This is a genomic window from Ignatzschineria larvae DSM 13226 (assembly GCF_038500265.1).
GTDB classification, from domain to species: Bacteria; Pseudomonadota; Gammaproteobacteria; order Cardiobacteriales; family Wohlfahrtiimonadaceae; genus Ignatzschineria; species Ignatzschineria larvae.
Genome location: NZ_CP150637.1, coordinates 1,357,455 through 1,377,708, shown reverse-complemented (window position 1 = coordinate 1,377,708; position 20,254 = coordinate 1,357,455). Strand labels below are relative to the sequence as shown.

The window sequence follows — 20,254 nt, the reverse complement described above, 5'->3', positions numbered from 1 at the left end:
CATTGATTGTTTTTTGTAAAATGATCGTGAAATATTTTACCGGAGTATTAGCCGGCATATTATTTACTTATTAAGTGCCTGATTAAACCCCTATCAATACAAACCCAAATTTTGAGCCTTTACCTACTTCACTACTGACTTGTAGTTGACTGTTATGATTGTTAAGGGCGTGTTTGACGATGGCAAGTCCTAAGCCGCTGCCGCCGGATTGGTTGCGGTTTCGGGAGGAATCTACGCGGTAGAAGCGCTCTGTAAGCTTATGAAGGTGTATCGCAGGGATGCCTGCACCTTGATCTTCAATGGTGAATTCTACTCTGTTATTTTGCTGTTTGAGAGATAGATGAATGGGTGTTTCAGACGGATTATGCTCGATTGCGTTATAGAAGAGGTTGCTCACGACCTGCCGTAATTGCTCTGAATTTCCCCAGATTTCGATATTAGGGGCGATGTCGCTGGTGATGTAAGCGCGTGTTTCAGGATGATTTTGTTGATAATCTTCAATGATTGAAGTCAATAGGGCAGAAAAGTTAAAGGTGGTAAATTGATCTTCTTTAGGCGCAGTTTCTAAGCGAGTGAGCGCCATTAGCTGAATGACAAGCGCGTGTAACCGCTCGATTTGCTCTTCCATTCGTAAGAGTGCTTTACCTTCAAAACTCTCTTTCTCTTCATCAGAGAGATTATTTTCAAGCATCTCAACGTAGCCTCTGAGGACGGTAAGGGGAACGCGTAATTCATGATTCACATTGGCAAAGAACATCTGTCGTGTGCGTTCGGCAATTTCACGATCAGTAATATCGCGAGCGATGATCAGTAGGTTATTTTCGATATAGGGATAGTAAAAGCGACATTCTAGTTCTCGTTGATCATGCTTTAAGAGGAATGGTTGATCAAAATCTCCTTTTTTAAAGTATTCGACAATATCGGGTTTACGAATAAGGTTAAAGATATTTTGCCCTTCATCTTGCGGCCAACGGAGTTTAAGCATCGCTTCTGCTTGTGGGTTACACCAGTTTAACCGGCCATCTTTATCACAAAGAATGGTTGCATCCGGCATTGATTCTGCACCTTTACGGAAATACTTAATAAATTCTAGCAGTTGATTTCGCTCTTTACGTTGGTCTAGACGCATACGCCGTAAACCATGAAATATTCGCAGCCAAACACCTCTTCCTTCTGGTGGATAGATATTATGATCCACCCAAATCCAATGAGAGAGTCGATAGGCTTGCCGATAATGCCAAATAAGGAGGAATAGAGTTTCCAGAAATAGCCAAAGAAAAAGATGTCCAACAATAAATGAGAGCAGAATTGCCGGTAATGCAGCGAGCAACAGTTCTACAATAAAGTGTTTTATGGAGATATGGCCTAGCATGTAAGCATCTTTCCTCATGAATATTAAATATTGCCTATAAGATAATGGAAAACGATGGGAAATGTTTGAATCATCATCATTATGAATATTTAATAGGCAGATTGAAATAAAGGGGAATTGATCATTCTCGATATGAGATTGGTTATCTAGTATGAAATGATACTTATATTAACTATAAAGTTGGTTATGAGGGTGAAAAACGATAGCCTTCGCCCCGAACAGTTTGTAATAATTTATGGTGTCCTGTCTGTTCTAAAATCTTCCGTAAACGGCCGATTGTCACATCTACAGTTCGTTCATCTACATAGCTATCAATTCCCCAAACGTGGTCAAGTAATTTCCCTCGGCTATATACCCGATCTAAGTGAGTCATAAAGAAAGCTAGTAAGCGAAATTCAATGGTACTGACATTCAAAGGTTGACCTCCGATGACAATACGCTGTGCATCAATATCAAGCTCAATGCCGGAGACTTCAATAATCTGATTCTCTTCAGGGACATACTCTTCAATACGGCGAATTAAAGAATTAACGCGAGAGAGGAGCTCTTTCATTGCAAAAGGTTTCGGGAGATAATCATCTGCGCCAGAATCAAGACCTTCTAATCTGTCTTCTAACTCTGCGCGGGCACTGAGCATAATCACAGGAATATGGCGATTTTTACGGCTATCTTTGAGCTCTTTAAGGAGATCAATGCCGGACTTCTTAGGAAGCATCCAATCGAGGAGGATGAGGTCGATTTTCTTTTGAGAATTGAGAATCTCTTTCGCTTCAAGGCCATCGAAGGCTTGGGATACATCGAATCCCTCGCTGGTTAAAAAGTGTTCAATCATTTCTGAAATAGGAAGTTCATCTTCAACGATCAAAATTTTCTTCATAGTGCTCTCAACATATATTTCGTGATTATCAATTGCCATCTGATTTTGTCATACAGCTGTAATAGATGGCTTCAAGTGTAAAATTGAATTATGACAATTGTGTAACAAAACTAGTGTTTGACTGATATTTTGTCATATTCTTGTCATAGAGTCGGTTAATTTTCATTCTTTGATGTTCGTTGATCTTCTTTGGGAATTATTGATGAAGAGTCGTAAATATTGAAATCAAAAGACTAAAAAAGTACTAGATAGAGTAAAGCCCCGGAATCATCTAGAGTGATCCGGGGCTTTATGATAATTTACAAGTTTGGAAAAGAGTTAATCGATGATGTTTGACCTGTTTAATCACACTAGATAACGCTAGGATTATTTATGCAAGCACCATATTTTCTAATAACACCTTTTTGAGGCGTTCAACATAGATCTCACATTCATTTTGATCGCTACTTTCCACCATAATGCGTACTACAGGTTCGGTTCCGGATGGGCGGATAAGGATACGACCTTTACCGGCAAGTAATGTATCGATAACGGCGACCTCTTGTTTGAGTGCATCACTTTCCCAAAGTGCGCCTTTTTCAATACGAACATTATGCATGACTTGTACAGTCTTAGGGATCTCATCGCGAATTTCGGCAAAGCTTTTACCGAGTTTTTGGCTAAATAGCAATGCTTGGAGCGCAGCAATAATACCATCGCCGGTAGAATGTTGATCTAAGCAGAGAATATGACCTGAATTTTCGCCACCAATCGTGAGATTCTCTTCGTTGAGCATCTCAAGAACATAGCGGTCACCTACTTTTGAGCGAAGTAATTCAATGCCGGCTTTTTTGAGCGCTTGTTCAAAACCAAGATTGCTCATAATAGTCCCCACAACGCGCTTCTCTTTTTTGGCAATCGCAAGGAGGTAGAGGATATCATCACCATCAAACGGACGGCCTTGATGATCGACAATAAGTAGTCGATCACCATCACCATCAAAAGCGATACCACAATCTGCTTTCTTTGCTAATACTGTTTCGATTAAGGTTGCCGGCGCAGTTGAGCCCACATGATCATTAATATTGGTACCGTTAGGTTCTGTACCGATAGTAATAATATTGGCTCCTAATCGTTTAAATAATGTTGGTGCTACTTCATAGGTGGCACCATGGGCACAATCGAGAACAATGTTTAATCCTGAAAGATCGAGATTATCGGCACTAGCTCGGCAAAAATCGATATATTCAGCAACACCATCTACAAAATATTGTGTTCTGCCAATAGAACCATTGTCTGGCATGGTCATTGGCATATCAATCAATGCTTCGATATGCGATTCTAACGTATCATCGAGTTTTTCCCCTTTTTCATTGAAAAACTTAATGCCATTATCATAAAAGGGATTATGAGAAGCAGATACAACAATTCCGGCAGAAAATTGATGCTTAATCACTAAATGGGCAATTCCGGGGGTTGGTAAAATACCTGCAAGGAGAACATCAACGCCGGCATAGTTTAATCCTGCTGCTAAGGCTGTTTCAAACATATCCCCAGAAAGACGCGTATCTTTTCCGATCAAGACAGTGGCTTTAGGATGTTGTTCCGCTAAAGCTTTACCTGCAGAAAACCCTAATTTGAGGGCAAAATCAGGTGTTAATGGGAATTCACCGACTTTACAACGAATTCCATCGGTTCCAAAATATTTTCTCATCATTCAATCCTTTTATGATTTTCTATCACTTTCTTGGGGGTGATATGTGGTTTATAGATTTACTGAATTTATTTAAATATTTAAACATTTATAATGTCGGCATTTTACGCTATTCAATGACGGATCAAAGAGATCTTTATACTATTTGAGATTATTTTGCACAAATAGAGAGAAATATGAATCGGTTATTTGATACGGCTCAAGATTAGGTAGTATGAAGTTATAGTAGGAATTCAATGTATTCAAGGTGTATTCGAGATTTATCACTATTGGATATCTCTTGGTGCTATCTCATAGTGATAGCTGATAATGATATTCATCTTTTATCATGAAAATAGGTCCTATGATGAGTGGGAATTTGTTATACTCAAAGAATTATGTAGCTATTTTAATTCAGGAGCAGAGATGAATAGAAAAAAAGTGAGTATCTTCGGCGGCACCGGCTTTATTGGTTCTCTTTTGAGTGTGGCATTGGCCAAAAATGGCTATCGCGTCACCGTATTTTCACGAGATCCTAATGTACAAAATGATGCTTCATGTTATTCCTACGTGGAATTTATTGATCAGTGTAAATTAGAAGATGAAGCTTTAATTCGTCATCATATGGCTGGTTCTGATTATGTGATCAATCTTGTAGGAACGCTCGATAATAATCGTCGTCGCGCAACTAAGGCACATGTGACATATCCTACTAAAATTTATGAAATTGCGAATGATTTGGGTGTGAAGAAGATGATTCACTTCAGCGCACTAGGTGCAAGTAAAGATGCCCCCGGCATATTCCTCTCTACCAAAGGGGAAGGGGAGGCGGCGCTGATTGATTTAGCTAAAAATCATACGACAGAATTAGCGGTGATTGCCCCTTCACTTGTGGTGGGATATGAAGATCGCTTTACCTATCATATTGCCCGATGGGTTCGTACAATGCCGATTCTCTTTTTACCTATGGCGAAAGCAGAGGTACAGCCGGTATTTGTGAATGATATTTTAGATGCAGTATTACAGATTTTGGCCAACGATTATGAGCAGACACGCTTTGAATTAGCGGGTAAAGAGAGATACACACTCAAGGAGATTGCGCAGAAAGTCGCAAAAGAGATTACCCCGAAAAAACGGACTATTATCGGTTTTCCTAATAGTTTTGCAAGTTTTATCGCGCTCTTTATAGGGTTTATGTCACGATTCCCTTATAGTCGTAATTTGATTAAAACCTCAGCAATACCTTCAGTAACGAAGCGTGATGACTTTGCAGTGTTAGGATTAACGCCGGCTAGTTATGAATCAGTACGTCAATTTGAGATGCCGACAACTGTGTTAGACAAATATTATTACGATCGTTTGAATGCGCGTCGTTCAACAAAATTGTCATAGTTCTAAAGTTATTATTCTAGGACTATTACACTAGGATTATAACTATCAGAAATATAAGTAGAATAGAGGTTATCAATGGATAACTGAGGCAGTGATCAGCGTATAATTATAAAAAATATAAATAATCAGAGTGAATTGATAAAAAATTAAAATTTAGCTCAGATGTTTTAAAAATTTTATATAGATCAATAAGGTATTAGTTGTTGTCGAACAGTTTATATTTAAATGTCGACAATTGATGACTTTCTACACAAAGATAAGAGCAAGCTTGTGAGATACTCTAGCGAATAAGAAAAGATCTCATTAGCTTGCTTTTTTGCAACAAGGATTATTGGGCGGTTATTGAAACAGTCGTTAACAGTGCAATAAAAGCGCAATAAAAGTAAAAAGCGAATAGGATTAACGAATTAGGAGAAAATAGGATGTTACAGGTTGATTTTAAGATTTTAGATGCGCGTATTGGGAAAGAGTTTCCCCTACCCAATTATGCAACGGCAGGCTCAGCCGGGCTAGATCTACGGGCAATGATTACAGAAGATACCATCATTAAAGCGGGTGATAGCCTTTTCGTAAAAACAGGGATTGCCATCTATCTTAAAGATCCTCGCTATGCGGCCATGGTGCTTCCACGCTCGGGTTTAGGTGTGAAGCATGGCATTGTCTTGGGGAATTTAGTGGGCTTGATTGATGCTGATTATCAGGGTGAATTAATGGTTTGCTTATGGAATCGTGGCAAAGAAGATTTCACGCTTAAAGTAGGTGAGCGTATGGCGCAGCTTATTATTGTACCGGTGATGCAAGCCCAATTAAATCTTGTAGAAGAGTTTGAAGAGAGCGAACGTGGCGAAGGGGGCTTTGGTCATACGGGGCGCCATTAATGTGCATTGATATTCATCGATATTAGAATCCATTGATTCTAATCGCATTACAAAAGAATCAATAAAAAGTAGAAATTAAGAGATAAAAATAAAGGAGTTATGAGATGCATTCGTCCGTCCGATCGAAGCCCTATATGGTGCCGATAGCCTGTTTTTGGTTGGTGTTTCTAGCCGCTGCTTCGCTTCGTGTGACTTTGACCTCTTTGGGACCCGTTTTAAGTGATATTGCCAATAATTTAGATTTATCTAGTGCAGTAGTCAGTTTTCTGGTGACGATTCCTATTATTTGTATGGGTGTTTTTGCACTCTTCGCAGCGCCACTTAGTAATCGGCTGGGAATGGAGCGCATGATTACCCTTAGCCTCTTTTTAATTGGTTTATCTACTATTACCCGTAGTTATTTTCATACGACGACTTGGCTCTTTCTCTCTTCCTTTTTGATGGGCATTGGAATTGCGATTGCCGGTCCTTTATTATCCGGTTACGTGAAGCGACATTTCAAGGATAAAAGTAATGTTGGCATGATTTTCTATACCTTTGGGATTAGCATTAGTGGGGTATTAGGCTCTTTTAGTAGCTCATTTTTAAATCAATATTTAGGTTGGGATTGGGCGATCACACTTGAAGTTTGGGCAGTTCCTATTTTATTGGTATCAGGTATTTGGGCGGCTTTTTATCTCTTTAAACAGAGTGAAGATGGCGGCCAAATGAGTGCCCCTAAGGCTAAAATGCCATGGAATAAACCACGCGCTTGGATGCTGGTTGCTTGCTTTGGCTTACAGTCTGGACTTTTTTATACCAACGTGGCTTGGTTACTGCCTTTTCTAGGAGAAAAGGGGATTGACAGTTTTCATGCCAATATGCTCTTTAATCTTTTTATCCTCAATGGAATTGTTGGCAGCTTCTTAATTCCTATGATTGTGATTCGTATTGGTTTAAAAGCAACGGCAATCGGGGCTATCACACTTATTATGCTGATGATGTTACTGTTATTATTGGGTAATAGTTCTCTTATATTGGTCTATTTAGCAGTGGCCATTTTGGGTATCTTGATTAGCTCTGGGCTCTTTGCAATTACGATGCTACTACCTTTTAATGAGGTCAATGATGGTAATGCAGTTGCAAGCTGGACGGCTATGATGCTCTTCGGAGGTTACTGTTTTGCAGCCTTTATTCCGACGCTATTAGGATTACTGTACGATTTAACTGGCAGTTACAGTGCTATCTATTGGGGGGGAATGTTGAATGGCTTTTTACTCTTTGTGATGTTCTGTATCTTCTTCCGTAAGAAGGGGATCGAGAAATAATCGGTGAGTATTTTGGTATTGAGATTGGTTGGCAAGTAGGTTGTTGGGTAGATTGTTGACAATAGTCAATACAGAGGAAAAAGCTAAAATAGGATAGAGTAGAGGGAAATAAATCAGAGGATGTGAATTATTTAACCAAATAGCGCTATGATTTTAGATTCCTTTTTCGTATATTGAAAACTACTTACCACAAAATGGTCATCAATTGCTGTGATTAATGAGCGAAAATCCACAAGATTAAGCTTATTAGATCAATAAATTACAATAAATAGAGAGTTTCCCTTGTATCTGTGTTGACGTTAGAGGCATATTAGTAAGGGAAACGTTGTAGAGCAATATTGTTCTACCTCATCAGTTTATGTGTAATTACGCTTATCACAAAATAATCATCGGGAATTATCGCTTGTTAGTTACAAAAATTAACAGCGGTAATACAAATAGATAAACAGATCAGTTAAAAGAAGAGAATTGGAAGATGAAGATATTAGTTTTAGCCGGAGATGGTATTGGGCCTGAAATTGTCGGGCAAGCGGAGCGGGTATTAACGACAGTTGCGAAAAAGCATTCGCTCAATATCGCACTCGATTATGCCAATATTGGTGGAATTGCAGTAGACAAAGATGGAGCCCCTTATCCCGCTGTCACTGCTGAGAAAGCCAAAGCTGCGGATGCCATTCTTTTAGGCTCAGTAGGTGGACCACAATATGATAGTTTGCCGAGAGATCTTCGCCCTGAGCAAGGCTTATTGGCGATCCGTAAGGAATTGAATCTCTTTGCGAATCTTCGTCCTGCACAAGTATTTAAAGAGCTTGCACACGCTTCAAGTTTAAAGGATGAATTAGTTGCCGGGCTTGATATTTTAATCGTTCGTGAATTAACCGGGGATATCTACTTCGGGCAGCCTCGTGGCATTGAAGAGCGTAATGGGGAATTAGTGGGTTTTAATACCATGATCTATTCGGAATCAGAGATTCGCCGTATTGCACATGTGGCATTCCAAGCGGCACAAAAGCGTAATAAGCAACTCTGTTCAATCGATAAGATGAATGTATTGGAAGCAACACAACTCTGGCGTGATGTGGTTAAGCAAGTCGCCACAGAGTACCCTGATGTGACTTTAACTCACTTGTTGGTCGATAACGCCGCAATGCAATTGGTGCGTGCGCCGAAACAATTTGATGTCATGCTTACCGGTAATATCTTTGGGGATATCCTCTCAGATGAAGCATCTATGTTAACCGGTTCAATCGGAATGTTACCATCAGCTTCTTTAGATGAAAACAATAAAGGGCTTTATGAGCCCATTCATGGATCAGCACCGGATATCGCAGGGCAAAATATTGCTAATCCATTAGCTACTATTTTATCAGTCGCGATGATGTTCCGTTATACCTTTGATCGAAACGATATTGCTGATGAAATAGAGAACGCAGTGAAATCAGTATTAAGCCAAGGTTATCGAACTAAGGATATTGCGACAGCTTCAGAAAAAGTGGTCAGTTGTTCAGAGATGGGCGATGCGGTGATTGCGGCCTTAGGTTAATCATGATTGAATGCCGGTATTAAAGTCGAACATTCAAAGATTAGAATAGTTGATACAAGATATAGTCAATTTGGTTTAAGAAAAATGATTTTAAACAACACTTGCAAGATGCCGGATAGAATGGTTTCCTTACTTATTACAACCGATACGCCGGCATTTAAATAAGCTTATTTTGAACCGACATTACTATACAATGCTTAATATTCATCATAAACGAGAATATTGAGCATTTTTGTGTCAGTATCTGTCGTCATGAGTTGTGGTATTGAATAAATTTAATAAATAATAAACAGTCTTAAAAAGAGGATAATCATGAAAAAATTGGGTTTAGTCGGTTGGCGTGGCATGGTGGGTTCTGTATTAATGGAACGAATGATTGTTGAGAATGATTTTGCCGGCATCCATACCACTTTTTTTTCAACATCAAATGCTGGGGGCGAAGCGCCTACGATTGAAATCGATGGTGTCACTGCTTCAACGGAAAATGGTCTTGCAGATGCCTATGATTTAGAAGCATTACGGGCACAGGATATTATTATCAGTTGCCAAGGGGGAGATTATACAGCGGCTGTTTTTGAATCATTGCGGGATAGCGGTTGGAAAGGTTACTGGATTGATGCCGCTTCTTCGCTTCGAATGAAAGAGCACGCGATGATTATCCTTGATCCTGTGAATCGACATATTATTGATCAGAGCCTTGAAAAAGGTGTTAAAGATTTTATCGGCGGGAACTGTACTGTTAGCTTAATGTTAATGGCGCTAGGTTCACTCTTTAAAGAGGGATTGGTTGAGTGGGCTACTTCGATGACTTACCAGTCGGCATCAGGGGCAGGGGCGCAAAATATGAAAGAGCTCTTAGCTCAAATGGGCGCGATTCATGGTTTTGTGGCGGCAGATCTAGAAAACCCTGCCAAATCTATTCTTGAAATTGATCAGAGGGTGACCGCTTCTTTCGATATGGATCATTATCCAAAATCTCGTTTTGGCGTACCATTGGCAGGGAGCTTAATTCCTTGGATCGATTCAGAATTAGAAAATGGTCAGAGCCGGGAAGAGTGGAAAGCGATGGCGGAGAGTAATAAACTCTTGCAACTTGAACGACAAGTTCCGATTGATGGGACTTGTGTCCGTGTTGGTGCAATGCGATGCCATTCTCAAGGTTTAACACTGAAATTAACCAAAGATATCCCGATGGCGGATATTGAAGCGATGATCAAAGAGAGCAACCGTTGGGTGAAAGTCGTGCCAAATCATCGGGATATTACAATGCAAGAGTTAACGCCAGCAGCAACATCAGGCACGCTGACAATCCCTGTCGGACGTTTACGTAAGATGAATTTGGGGAATGAGTATCTAAACGCATTTACAGTAGGCGATCAGTTGCTATGGGGTGCTGCAGAGCCGCTTCGCAGAATGCTCAATATTCTTTTAGAGAGAGAATCGGATCTGTAATCGTTACTGTTCAAACATTAATGTAATGAATAGTTACCGACTGCATCAGTATCAAGTGTAAAAAAGATAATTTGAAACGCTATTTTTTAGGGAATAGCGTTTTTCTTTTGTATAAGAATAATCCTTTAAATTGGGTTTTAGGGGTGATTAGTTTTAGTGTATAGCAATATCGGTTCAAAATAAGCTTATTAAAATGCCGGCGCATCGGTTGTAATAAGTACGGAAGCCGTTCTACCCGGCACCATGCAAGTGTTGTTTAGCACAGTTTTATCTTCTTTTAAAACTCCGCAATAGCTGCTTAAAAACCAATTTTCTTAAACCCAATTTACTACGCTGATGCTATCAGCTTGCATGATTATTTAATCTGTGATGTCAATATAACTTATTGTTTGTAATGATAACGATAACAATTTATAATTAACTTTATGAATAATGAGAAGTAACAATTTAGATTAGATATTAACATTGATAACGGAAGCTATATTTTCTAGTAAACAGGGAGTGACTATGAGCGGTAAGTTTGAAATATTTTTGGCGAAAAATGATAAATTCTATTTCCGATTAAAAGCAGGGAATGGTGAAATTATTTTAAGTAGTCAAGGTTATGCGACAAAGACAAGTTGCAAAAAGGGGATTGCTTCAGTACAAAAAAACTCAGTGGATCCTAATCGCTATGAGAAAAAAAGCTCAGATACTGGAAAGTTTTCTTTTAATTTAAAAGCAACTAATGGTCAAGTCGTAGGTAGTAGTCAAAGTTATAAGAGTGAATCAGGTTGCGATAATGGTATTAAATCTGTGACCAAAAATGCAGCAGATGCCACGATTGTGGATTTAACTGCAGAGTAGTGATGCATCACCAATTTAAATAACGAATATAGATTAAGAAAATGCCTAATAAAACGCCTAATAAAACTATTAGGCGTTTTCATTTTGACGATAAATTTTCAGTCTAAGCTTTACAGATTATTGATCTTCAATATCTAAGATTACTTGCTTCTACTAGATTTCTTCGTTCTTGGAATTCCCTGATGATTCGTCGTGAATTTTTGACCACGTCTAGTAGCATTAGGGCGATGACCATTTCGATTAATCGTACCGCGTTCCCGTTCTCTACGGCTCTCTGCGGGGATTAAACACTCTTTACCAGAACCAATGAGTTCCCCTCGACCCATGTATCTCAGTGTTTGGCGAAGTAATGGCCAATTATCAGGATCATGATAGCGGAGGAATGCTTTATGAATTTTCCGGCGCTTGAGGCTTTTTGCTGTTCCTACGTGCTCTGAATTGCGGCGAATGGGTTTGAGAGGATTACGCTCTGAGTAATACATCGCTGTGGAGAGCGCCATCGGTGTGGGTAGGAAGGCTTGTACTTGATCGGCACGAAGATCATTTTTCTTGAGCCAAAGCGCAAGATTAAGCATATCTTCATCGGTTGTTCCCGGGTGAGCCGCAATAAAGTAGGGAATGAGATATTGCTCTTTGCCGGCCTCTTTGGAGTATTTTTCAAAGAGTACTTTAAAGTCTTCGTATGCTTTCATGGATGGTTTCATCATTTTAGAAAGCGGACCTTCTTCAGTATGCTCCGGTGCAATTTTGAGGTATCCACCTACATGATGAGTGACTAATTCTTTGATATATTCCGGCTCTTGAGATGCCAGATCATAACGAACGCCGGAAGCAATATGAATACGTTTAATACCATCAATCTCCCGCGCTTTACGGTAGAGCTCGATCAGGGGTTTATGATTGGTATCGAGATTTTGGCAAATGCCAGGGAAGACACAAGAGAGTTTCCGGCAATGCTTTTCGATATTCGGATCTTTACAAGCCAATCGATACATATTAGCGGTAGGTCCCCCCAAATCGGAGATATAACCTGTAAAGCTTGGATCACGATCGCGAATCTCTTCAATTTCATTGAGAATTGATTTCTCTGAACGACTCTGAATAATTCGTCCCTCGTGCTCAGTAATCGAGCAGAAAGAGCAACCGCCAAAACATCCCCGCATAATGCTGACAGAGTGTTTAATCATCTCCCAAGCAGGGATATGGGCATCGCCGTAACTAGGATGGGGCGCACGTTCAAAGGGGAGCGCGTAGACAGCATCCATCTCTTTCGTTGAGAGGGGAATAGGCGGTGGATTAAGATAGACATCTAAATCCCCATGTTGCTGCACTAAAGGGCGCGCATTAAAAGGGTTCGTTTCAAGGTGTAAAATTCGACTAGAATGGGCATAGAGCGCCGGCGTTGTCGAAACATCATCAAAACTAGGAAGACGGATTGTGACATCTGTACGGGTAATTTTTTCGCTTTTTCCAGCCTGTGCATCGGTTGGTGCTTCTAGCGCAACATTCGTTTGGCATTTCTTGGCATCCACTGATTCCCCATAAGGATTGATATAAGGGTCAATTTTCCCAACATGATCAAAATGTGTTGAATCGAGTTCATGGCGATTAAAATGATGTTTACCATGAGGACGCAACATAGCCGATCCACGAATATCGGTAATTTGATCAATTGTTTCTCCATTGGCAAGACGATGACTCAGTTCAGTAATAGAACGTTCCCCATTACCATAGAGTAGAAGATCCGCAGCGCTATCGACTAAAATCGAACGGCGTACTACTTCTGTCCAGTGATCATAATGAGCCACTCGGCGAAGAGAGGCTTCAATCCCGCCAATAATAATTGGAATATCTTTAAATGCTTCCCGAAGTTTTTGGGTATAGACAATCACTGCACGATCTGGGCGCTTACCGGCAACATCCCCGGCAGTATAGGCATCATTGCGACGAATTTTACGATCAGAAGTATAGTGATTGACCATAGAATCCATATTGCCGGAGTTGACGGCGAAATAGAGATTGGGTGGCCCTAAACGTTCAAAATCCTCTGATGAGCGCCAATTGGGTTGGGAGATTACGCCAACACGAAAGCCTTGCGCTTCTAATAATCGACCTAAGATAGCGGTTCCAAAGCTTGGGTGATCGATATAGCTGTCGCCAGTGACGAAGATAATATCGCAACTATCCCAACCTAAAAGATCCATCTCTTCTCGTGTTGTGGGTAAAAAAGGTGCGGTACCAAACCGGTGAGCCCAATATTTACGATAAGAAAAGAGTGGGGTAACCCCATCAAATTGACGCATAATATAAATTCATTCCTCTATGTATCGAAAGTCTAGGGGGAGATAATACATTTTTTTGAGAATTTATTCAGTAGCCGTGATGTAAAGATCGTGATTTTTTTCAGAAAAAGCGCTATTTATAGCCGTAATTTGTATTCTTCTGTTTTTGAGGGATCGTTTAATGAGACTTTATTATAAAAGATCTATCGCTGATTTGCATAAATATTGATCTATATCAGGTCGTGAATTATTCATATAATTACAAATAATTCCTATTTACGGCCAAGGAGTATTGTTAAAAAGTCTTGCAATGCCGAGGATTGCGTTAACTCTGGATCGAATTATCATACATCTTTATTTGGGAATTGTTGCCATTTGTATCTTTTGGATTGTGGGAATCAATCTCGATTCGTCAATCGTCAGGATATTACTTATACTATAGAAGAGAATAGTAGATTATTCTTTCATTACTGAGCATTAGTGAATGTTTTATTCATCCTGAATGGGGAGAATAGGGGGTAAGAGAGAAAGATCTATTTTAAGATTAACTGAAAAAGCATTAGCAAAGGGAATCGATTATGAAAGGCAATAAAGAAGTTATTGATTATTTAAATGTATTACTTGCGGGCGAATTAGCGGCGCGTGATCAGTACTTTATTCATTCTTCGATGTATGAAGAGTGGGGTTATATGAAGCTTTATGAGCGCATTGCCCATGAGATGGAAGATGAAACAGTACACGCAAAATTAATTATTGCCCGTATTCTTCTGTTAGAAGGTACCCCTAAAATGGTGCCTGATCAGATTCATATCGGGGCGACAGTACCTGAGATGTTACAAAGTGATCTTAATCTAGAATACTCTGTGCGTGAAGCGCTTAAGAAAGGGATTGCGCTCTGTGAAGAGAAACAAGATTATGTCACTCGCGATATGTTAGTGGTTCAGCTTCAAGATACTGAAGAAGATCATGCGCACTGGCTTGAAAAACAGTTACGTTTAATCGATACAATCTCATTACCGCTCTACTTACAACATCAATTGGCTGAGTAAACGAATAGTTATAAGTGGATAGGGTTGTTGATTCTGATCGGTTACAGAATAAATTGTAGAGTATAGGATTTATCATTGATCGGTCGGAATCGTTGTTAATAGGGATTAACCAATAGAGATAAAACTCGTTAGAAAGGGAATGGATATCATGAAAATTGAACGTACTGTGTTGCAACATCTTAATAAGGTGTTAGGTCAATACCTTATCTCAATTAACCAATATTTTTTGCACGCACGTATTTTAAAGAATTGGGGCTTTGAAGGGTTAGGACATCCGATCTATAAAAAGTCGATCGAGGATATGAAAGAGTCTGATGATCTGATCGAGCGTATCTTATTACTCGAAGGTCTACCTAATTTGCAGGAATTAGGGAAATTATTGATCGGTGAAGATGTGCCGGAGATTTTACAATGTGATCTTGCTCGGGAATATGAGAAACGTGCGACATTAGTAGCGGCTATTGAACATTTAGAATCTGTGCAGGATTATGTTTCTCGTGATCTTCTATCTGAAATGTTAGATGAGAGCGAAGAGTATATTGATTGGATTGAGACTCAACAAGAGAACATCGAATTAATGGGCTTAGATGTCTATTTGCAAAAACAGATCGAAAAAGCAGATTAATTCTATTCATTAGCTGAATATAACAAGCTGAACCGGTAGAAAGTCAAAACCCTCAAACTATGCAGTTTGAGGGTTTTTAATCGGTTCTCAATTCATTTCGATTTATGCTAATGATATTACAATGTTGTTATAGTAATATCGGTTCAAAATAGGCCTATTTAAATGCCGGCGCATCGGTTGTAAGAGGTAAGGAATCTGTTCTATCCAGCATCTTGCAAGCGTTGTTTAGCGCGGTTTGATGTTCTTTTAAGATTTCACTAGCCACTTAAGAACCATTTTTCTTAAACCAAATTTACTATGGTATTCGCGATGAAAGAGTATCTTAGCGTAATTCATACGCTTGAGGGACAGGCATCCCTTGTTCGATAGGAGAGGCTTCACCAGGTAGAAAACTTTTGGCGATATCAGCACAACTTCCGCAACAAGTTGCAACACCTAATTGTGCTTGCAATGCTTCAAAAGTAGTGACGCCATTCTCGACTGCTTCGACGATTGCTTTATCGGTGATTCCATTGCAAAGACAAATAAACATGATTTAATCCTCTTATCAGTAACTTTTCTATATCTTAATAATAATTATTCCCATTTGCAACTGATAAATGATTTTATTTTTATCCTTGCAGACAACAAATGACACTATCAAAATAGTGATGTAAAAAAAGCATATTTTAAAGCATATTTTAAAGCATATTTAAAACATATTTAAAACATATTCAAAAATATGTACTATTATTTAAGAGTAATAGTTAACACCTCATAACAATTGGAGTGAATAAAAGAATTTTAATTTATTAATAGCGGAACGGAATATGCTGGCTTTTAGGGGATAGATAGAACTAATATTTTATTTTTAATTAATCATTTTCAATTAATATATATGAAGAATGTATATGAAGAATGTATATATTTGAAGATAGTACATAGATGAGGAATATAGAGATGAGAATTTATCTATCCTATTAATAAGTTATGGAATTTATAGAGATTGCTTAAATATTTTAATAAGGAGTAAAACATAATGAATCTAAAAGAAGAGGGAGAGTTATTGCAAAATAGATTATGGCGACGAGGGTTATTGTTTCGTACAATTCGTGATTACTTTTTTTTGGAAGAGGTCGTTGAGGTTGACACACCGATTTTAAGTCAATTTGGTAACCCTGACCCGGCATTGCTTAATTTTGTGACCAGCTATCATGGACCTGGGGAATATTACCGAGCGCCTTTTTACCTGATTACATCCCCTGAATACCATATGAAGCGCCTCTTAGCACAAGGAGTCGGTTCTTGTTACTATTTAGGGAAGGTTTTTCGGGATGGGGAGCTAAGTGGACGACATAATCCTGAATTTACCATGCTAGAGTGGTATCGCTTAGACTACCATCTTGAAAAATTGATGAAAGAAGTGATTCTTCTTATCAAAATTTTGACAGACCTACCGCTTGAAGTAGAGATGATGACTTATCGTGAGGCATTCTTAACCCACTTAAATCTTGATCCTTTTACGGCAAGCCTTGAAGAGTTACAAGCAATATTGGAGATGAATAAGATCGATTTAACCTTTACGCTACGGGATAGAGATGAGGCTTTAGATCTGATTGTTTCTCATCTCATTGAACCTCAATTTGACCCTGATAAATTGACACTTCTCTACCATTATCCTGCTTCACAGGCCTCTTTATCGAAGATTGTAGAAGTCGATGGTCAATTTGTAGGTAAACGCTTTGAGCTCTATTGGAAAGGTTTAGAGCTAGCTAACGGTTATGAAGAATTGACCAATGCTAAAGAGCAGCGCAAGCGTTTTGAAGCGGAAAATGCGAAGCGAGTCGCATGTGGTATGGACGCTGTTCCGATTGATGAATTATTGCTAGAATCTTTAGATCAACTCCCATTTTGTAGCGGTGTTGCTTTAGGTGTCGATCGATTATTGATGGCGATAGAGCAGACAAAAGAGATTGAAATGGTCATTCCATTTGGTTGGGAAAAGGCTTAAATGATTGACGGATAATCTTATAAAAGTGCAATGCATAGTCAGAGCGGTTCAAAATAAGCCTTATTTAAAGGCCGGCGCATCGGTTGTAAGAAGTGAGAAAACGTCACACAATCGATGACTCGCCTGGATTGAATAAAAAAGAAAAGCGCATTATCGTGATTGATAGTGCGCTTTGAGTATTAAATTATTGGGGATTATCAGTCATTTCTACCAGAAGTTCACAAAGGGAATCCCTTTAAGAATGACTAAGAAAACTACGATGATTAGAATAACGCTTGGGATCTCGTTGAAATAACGATAAAACTTGTGGGAATGCTTGTTTTGATCCTTTCTAAAGACCATCATGTAGTGATAGCAGAAGTAGTGATAGATCACTAATAAGAATACTAAGGTAAGTTTAAAATGGAACCAGCCAAACTTCCATAGTATTGGGTTTTGCATGACTAAAATCAGGCCAAAAATAATGGTTAATGCACCCCCAATATGGGTCATAATCATCAGTTTACGTTCCATGATTTTAAAGGTAGCACTAGTTTCAGGGTCAGTTGTAGAAGCGTGATAGACGAAGATTCTTGGAAGATAGAAGAGCCCGGCAAACCAGGTCACCATAAAGATAATATGGAGCGCTTTAAAGACTAAATATGACATAATAACCTATTCTCCAAAATAGAATAAAAGAAGAGTGATAAAATCAGGATCTATTATAGCAAATAATCAGATAGTGCGTCTGCTTGTGAAAGAGGGCGATTTTAGCGATAATAGACCACAATGTTTCTCTTACCTTAAAGGATATTTACATGGTTTTTACCATTAAAAGACGACCCACAAGCCAAGTGATGGTGGGCAATGTCGGCATCGGTTCTGATTACCCTATTCGTGTGCAATCGATGACGAATACAAATACGGAAGATGTTGATCAAACGGTATCACAAATTATCGCTTTAGCGGATAGTGGCTCTGAGCTTGTTAGAGTGACCGTTAATACAGAAAAGGCGGCGAAAGCAGTACCATTTATCGTAGAGAAACTCACAACTTTAGGGTACGATACGCCGATTGTTGGTGACTTCCATTTTAATGGTCATCGCTTGTTACAGGCAGAACCTGAGTGCGCTAAAGCTTTAGCAAAATTACGAATTAATCCCGGTAATGTCGGACGTGGGGCGCGTAAAGATGAGCAATTTTCGGCGATCGTTGAAGAGGCACTCAAGTATCGTAAACCTGTACGTATTGGCGTGAATTGGGGAAGCCTTGATCCTGAAGTCTTAAAACGCTTAGTCGATGAAAATCTTAAACGTGCAGTCCCCTTAACGAATGATGAGCTTATGTGTGAGGCGATGATTGTCTCGGCACTTGAAAGTATTGAGTTTGCTAAAGAGATCGGTATGACTGATGAGGATATTATTCTTTCTGTTAAGGTGAGCCAAAGTCAGCAATTGATCAAAGTCTATCGTGATATTGCCCCTAAAGTCCGGGTTCCGCTTCATTTAGGGTTAACTGAAGCGGGAATGGGAATGAAAGGCATCGTGGCATCTTCCTCAGCGTTAGCGGTTCTCTTACAAGAAGGGATTGGCGATACGATCCGCATATCTCTCACGCCGGAACCGAATGCCCCACGCACAGAGGAAGTTTTGGTCGGAAAAGAGATTCTACAGAGCCTACAGATTCGCGCTTTTACCCCTAAAGTGGTTGCTTGCCCCGGCTGTGGTCGCACAAGTAGTGATGATTTCCAATATTTAGCGCAAAAGATTCAATCTTATATTGATCATAATATGCCACTTTGGAAGCAGAATTATGAAGGCGTTGAGAAGATGGTTGTCGCTGTAATGGGCTGTATTGTCAATGGGCCGGGTGAATCGAAAATGGCCAATATTGGTATTAGCTTGCCAGGAAATGGTGAGAAGCCTGTAGCGCCCGTCTATATTGATGGTGAGCGTGCAGTTACATTGAAAGGTGAAAATATCGCCGAAGAATTTAAACAAATTATAGATGAATATATTGATGGAAAATATCGTAAACAACAATAAAGATGAGCAGAGCTCAACAGAACATTCGTCGAATAATGTATCAGACGAATCCCTTGCAAATGACAATAAGAATGCCGGTGAACTGGATATAGACGCCATTAAAGAGAAAGCCGGCGGTCGTTATATCCGGACTATTCGCTCATTTGTAAAACGGGAAGGGCGCTTGACTAAAGGTCAAGAGCGGATTTTGGCAGAAAGTCCTTATCTTATTGATCATGAAGCTGTGAATGCCCGTTGGGATTTAGATGCACTCTTTGGACGAGAGAATCAGAAGCGAACACTTGAGATCGGCTTTGGGGATGGTGCTTCACTCTCAAAGATGGCTGAGCGGGAACCTGATCGTGATTTCTTAGGATTAGAGGTACATCGTCCTGGTGTAGGTCGTCTACTTTTAGATGTAGAGGAGAAGGGGCTCACTAATATTCGAGCCATTGATTATGATGCCGTTCATATTCTCAAGCATTGTATTCCTGATGAAAGTCTAGAGTGTGTCCAAGTCTTTTTCCCTGATCCTTGGCACAAAAAGAAGCACAATAAGCGTCGCATTATTCAGCCGGTATTTGTAGCACTCATTGCACAGAAATTGAAAAAAGGTGGAAGACTCTGTTTAGCAACTGATTGGGAACCTTATGCTGAGCATATGATGGAAGTCATGCAAAGTGCACCGGATTATATGAATAGCGTGGATGCCTCAATCAATAGGGGATTTGTGATGGAACCTAATCATCGAATGCCTACTAAATTTGAAGCGCGCGGTAAGCGATTAGGCCATGGCGTTTGGGATCTTGTTTTTTTGAAAAAATAGTCTGATGAATCACAATGCTGTCTCTTCATTAGAGTCATAAAATCAACGCAATAATATACAAAAGTCCGTAGAATAGAGCGATAGAGATAAGGCATAACAATTTGATCTCTATCGTTTTTTATTGCCAGTTTTATGGTGAA

At 39.5% G+C, this 20,254-nt stretch carries 17 protein-coding genes; 11 read left to right on the top strand and 6 right to left on the bottom strand.

Annotation, left to right across the window (positions count from 1 at the left end; translation table 11 throughout):
• Window positions 1–82: 82 nt before the first annotated feature.
• From phoR to glmM, 3 genes are all read right to left on the bottom strand, one after another.
• Window positions 83–1,372, bottom strand: a complete 1,290-nt coding sequence (gene phoR, locus WMO13_RS05730) for a phosphate regulon sensor histidine kinase PhoR (RefSeq protein WP_026878977.1) — start codon at window positions 1,370–1,372, stop codon at window positions 83–85.
• A 184-nt stretch (window positions 1,373–1,556) separates the two neighbouring features.
• Window positions 1,557–2,249 carry a response regulator gene (locus tag WMO13_RS05725; RefSeq protein WP_026878978.1) on the bottom strand — a complete coding sequence of 231 codons (693 nt, stop codon included), beginning with the start codon at window positions 2,247–2,249 and terminating at the stop codon, window positions 1,557–1,559.
• A 370-nt stretch (window positions 2,250–2,619) separates the two neighbouring features.
• The gene (glmM, locus tag WMO13_RS05720; RefSeq protein WP_034855751.1) at window positions 2,620–3,945 is read right to left on the bottom strand and encodes a phosphoglucosamine mutase; all 1,326 of its coding nucleotides are present in this window, start codon (window positions 3,943–3,945) and stop codon (window positions 2,620–2,622) included.
• A gap of 402 nt (window positions 3,946–4,347) precedes the next feature.
• Between glmM and WMO13_RS05715 the strand changes: the two genes are divergently transcribed.
• The 6 genes from WMO13_RS05715 to WMO13_RS05690 all read left to right on the top strand — a co-directional run bounded on the left by WMO13_RS05715 (window position 4,348) and on the right by WMO13_RS05690 (window position 11,339).
• A complete protein-coding gene (locus WMO13_RS05715) occupies window positions 4,348–5,313 on the top strand; it encodes an NAD-dependent epimerase/dehydratase family protein (protein WP_026878979.1) in 966 nt (321 codons plus the stop codon).
• A 422-nt stretch (window positions 5,314–5,735) separates the two neighbouring features.
• Window positions 5,736–6,191 (top strand): dUTP diphosphatase, encoded by a 456-nt coding sequence (gene dut / locus WMO13_RS05710; protein ID WP_026878980.1) that lies wholly within the window; start codon window positions 5,736–5,738, stop codon window positions 6,189–6,191.
• A 104-nt stretch (window positions 6,192–6,295) separates the two neighbouring features.
• Window positions 6,296–7,498, top strand: a complete 1,203-nt coding sequence (locus WMO13_RS05705; protein WP_026878981.1) for a CynX/NimT family MFS transporter — start codon at window positions 6,296–6,298, stop codon at window positions 7,496–7,498.
• Between the two features lie 475 nt (window positions 7,499–7,973).
• Window positions 7,974–9,041 (top strand): 3-isopropylmalate dehydrogenase, encoded by a 1,068-nt coding sequence (leuB, locus tag WMO13_RS05700; protein ID WP_026878982.1) that lies wholly within the window; start codon window positions 7,974–7,976, stop codon window positions 9,039–9,041.
• A gap of 312 nt (window positions 9,042–9,353) precedes the next feature.
• Entirely contained in the window at window positions 9,354–10,493 is a 1,140-nt protein-coding gene (asd, locus tag WMO13_RS05695; protein ID WP_026878983.1) for an aspartate-semialdehyde dehydrogenase, read from the top strand.
• Between the two features lie 507 nt (window positions 10,494–11,000).
• Window positions 11,001–11,339, top strand: a complete 339-nt coding sequence (locus tag WMO13_RS05690) for a YegP family protein (protein ID WP_026878984.1) — start codon at window positions 11,001–11,003, stop codon at window positions 11,337–11,339.
• A 140-nt stretch (window positions 11,340–11,479) separates the two neighbouring features.
• On the opposite strand, the gene WMO13_RS05685 is transcribed toward WMO13_RS05690, so the two are convergent.
• Window positions 11,480–13,642 carry a YgiQ family radical SAM protein gene (locus WMO13_RS05685; RefSeq protein ID WP_051396233.1) on the bottom strand — a complete coding sequence of 721 codons (2,163 nt, stop codon included), beginning with the start codon at window positions 13,640–13,642 and terminating at the stop codon, window positions 11,480–11,482.
• Between the two features lie 557 nt (window positions 13,643–14,199).
• Between WMO13_RS05685 and bfr (WMO13_RS05680) the strand changes: the two genes are divergently transcribed.
• Together bfr (WMO13_RS05680) and bfr (WMO13_RS05675) are read left to right on the top strand one after the other, a co-directional pair.
• Window positions 14,200–14,670: a bacterioferritin gene (bfr, locus tag WMO13_RS05680; protein ID WP_026878985.1), complete on the top strand. Its 471-nt coding sequence runs from the start codon at window positions 14,200–14,202 to the stop codon at window positions 14,668–14,670.
• 148 nt (window positions 14,671–14,818) lie between these two features.
• Window positions 14,819–15,295, top strand: a complete 477-nt coding sequence (gene bfr, locus WMO13_RS05675) for a bacterioferritin (RefSeq protein WP_026878986.1) — start codon at window positions 14,819–14,821, stop codon at window positions 15,293–15,295.
• Window positions 15,296–15,617: 322 nt separating this feature from the next.
• On the opposite strand, the gene WMO13_RS05670 is transcribed toward bfr (WMO13_RS05675), so the two are convergent.
• Window positions 15,618–15,827, bottom strand: coding sequence for a (2Fe-2S)-binding protein (locus tag WMO13_RS05670; protein WP_026878987.1), 210 nt, complete (start codon window positions 15,825–15,827; stop codon window positions 15,618–15,620).
• Between the two features lie 486 nt (window positions 15,828–16,313).
• Between WMO13_RS05670 and epmA the strand changes: the two genes are divergently transcribed.
• Window positions 16,314–17,285, top strand: coding sequence for an EF-P lysine aminoacylase EpmA (gene epmA, locus WMO13_RS05665; RefSeq protein WP_245601158.1), 972 nt, complete (start codon window positions 16,314–16,316; stop codon window positions 17,283–17,285).
• A 207-nt stretch (window positions 17,286–17,492) separates the two neighbouring features.
• On the opposite strand, the gene hemJ is transcribed toward epmA, so the two are convergent.
• Entirely contained in the window at window positions 17,493–17,933 is a 441-nt protein-coding gene (gene hemJ / locus WMO13_RS05660; protein WP_026878989.1) for a protoporphyrinogen oxidase HemJ, read from the bottom strand.
• 149 nt (window positions 17,934–18,082) lie between these two features.
• Here hemJ and ispG point away from each other — a divergent pair, with 149 nt between their 5' ends.
• On the top strand, window positions 18,083–19,309 hold the full coding sequence (gene ispG / locus WMO13_RS05655) for a flavodoxin-dependent (E)-4-hydroxy-3-methylbut-2-enyl-diphosphate synthase (protein WP_026878990.1): 1,227 nt from the start codon (window positions 18,083–18,085) through the stop codon (window positions 19,307–19,309).
• Complete coding sequence (gene trmB / locus WMO13_RS05650; RefSeq protein WP_084331487.1) at window positions 19,284–20,114, top strand: tRNA (guanosine(46)-N7)-methyltransferase TrmB; 831 nt, start codon at window positions 19,284–19,286, stop codon at window positions 20,112–20,114. The genes ispG and trmB overlap by 26 nt, the downstream gene beginning before the upstream one ends.
• The last annotated feature ends 140 nt before the right edge of the window (window positions 20,115–20,254 follow it).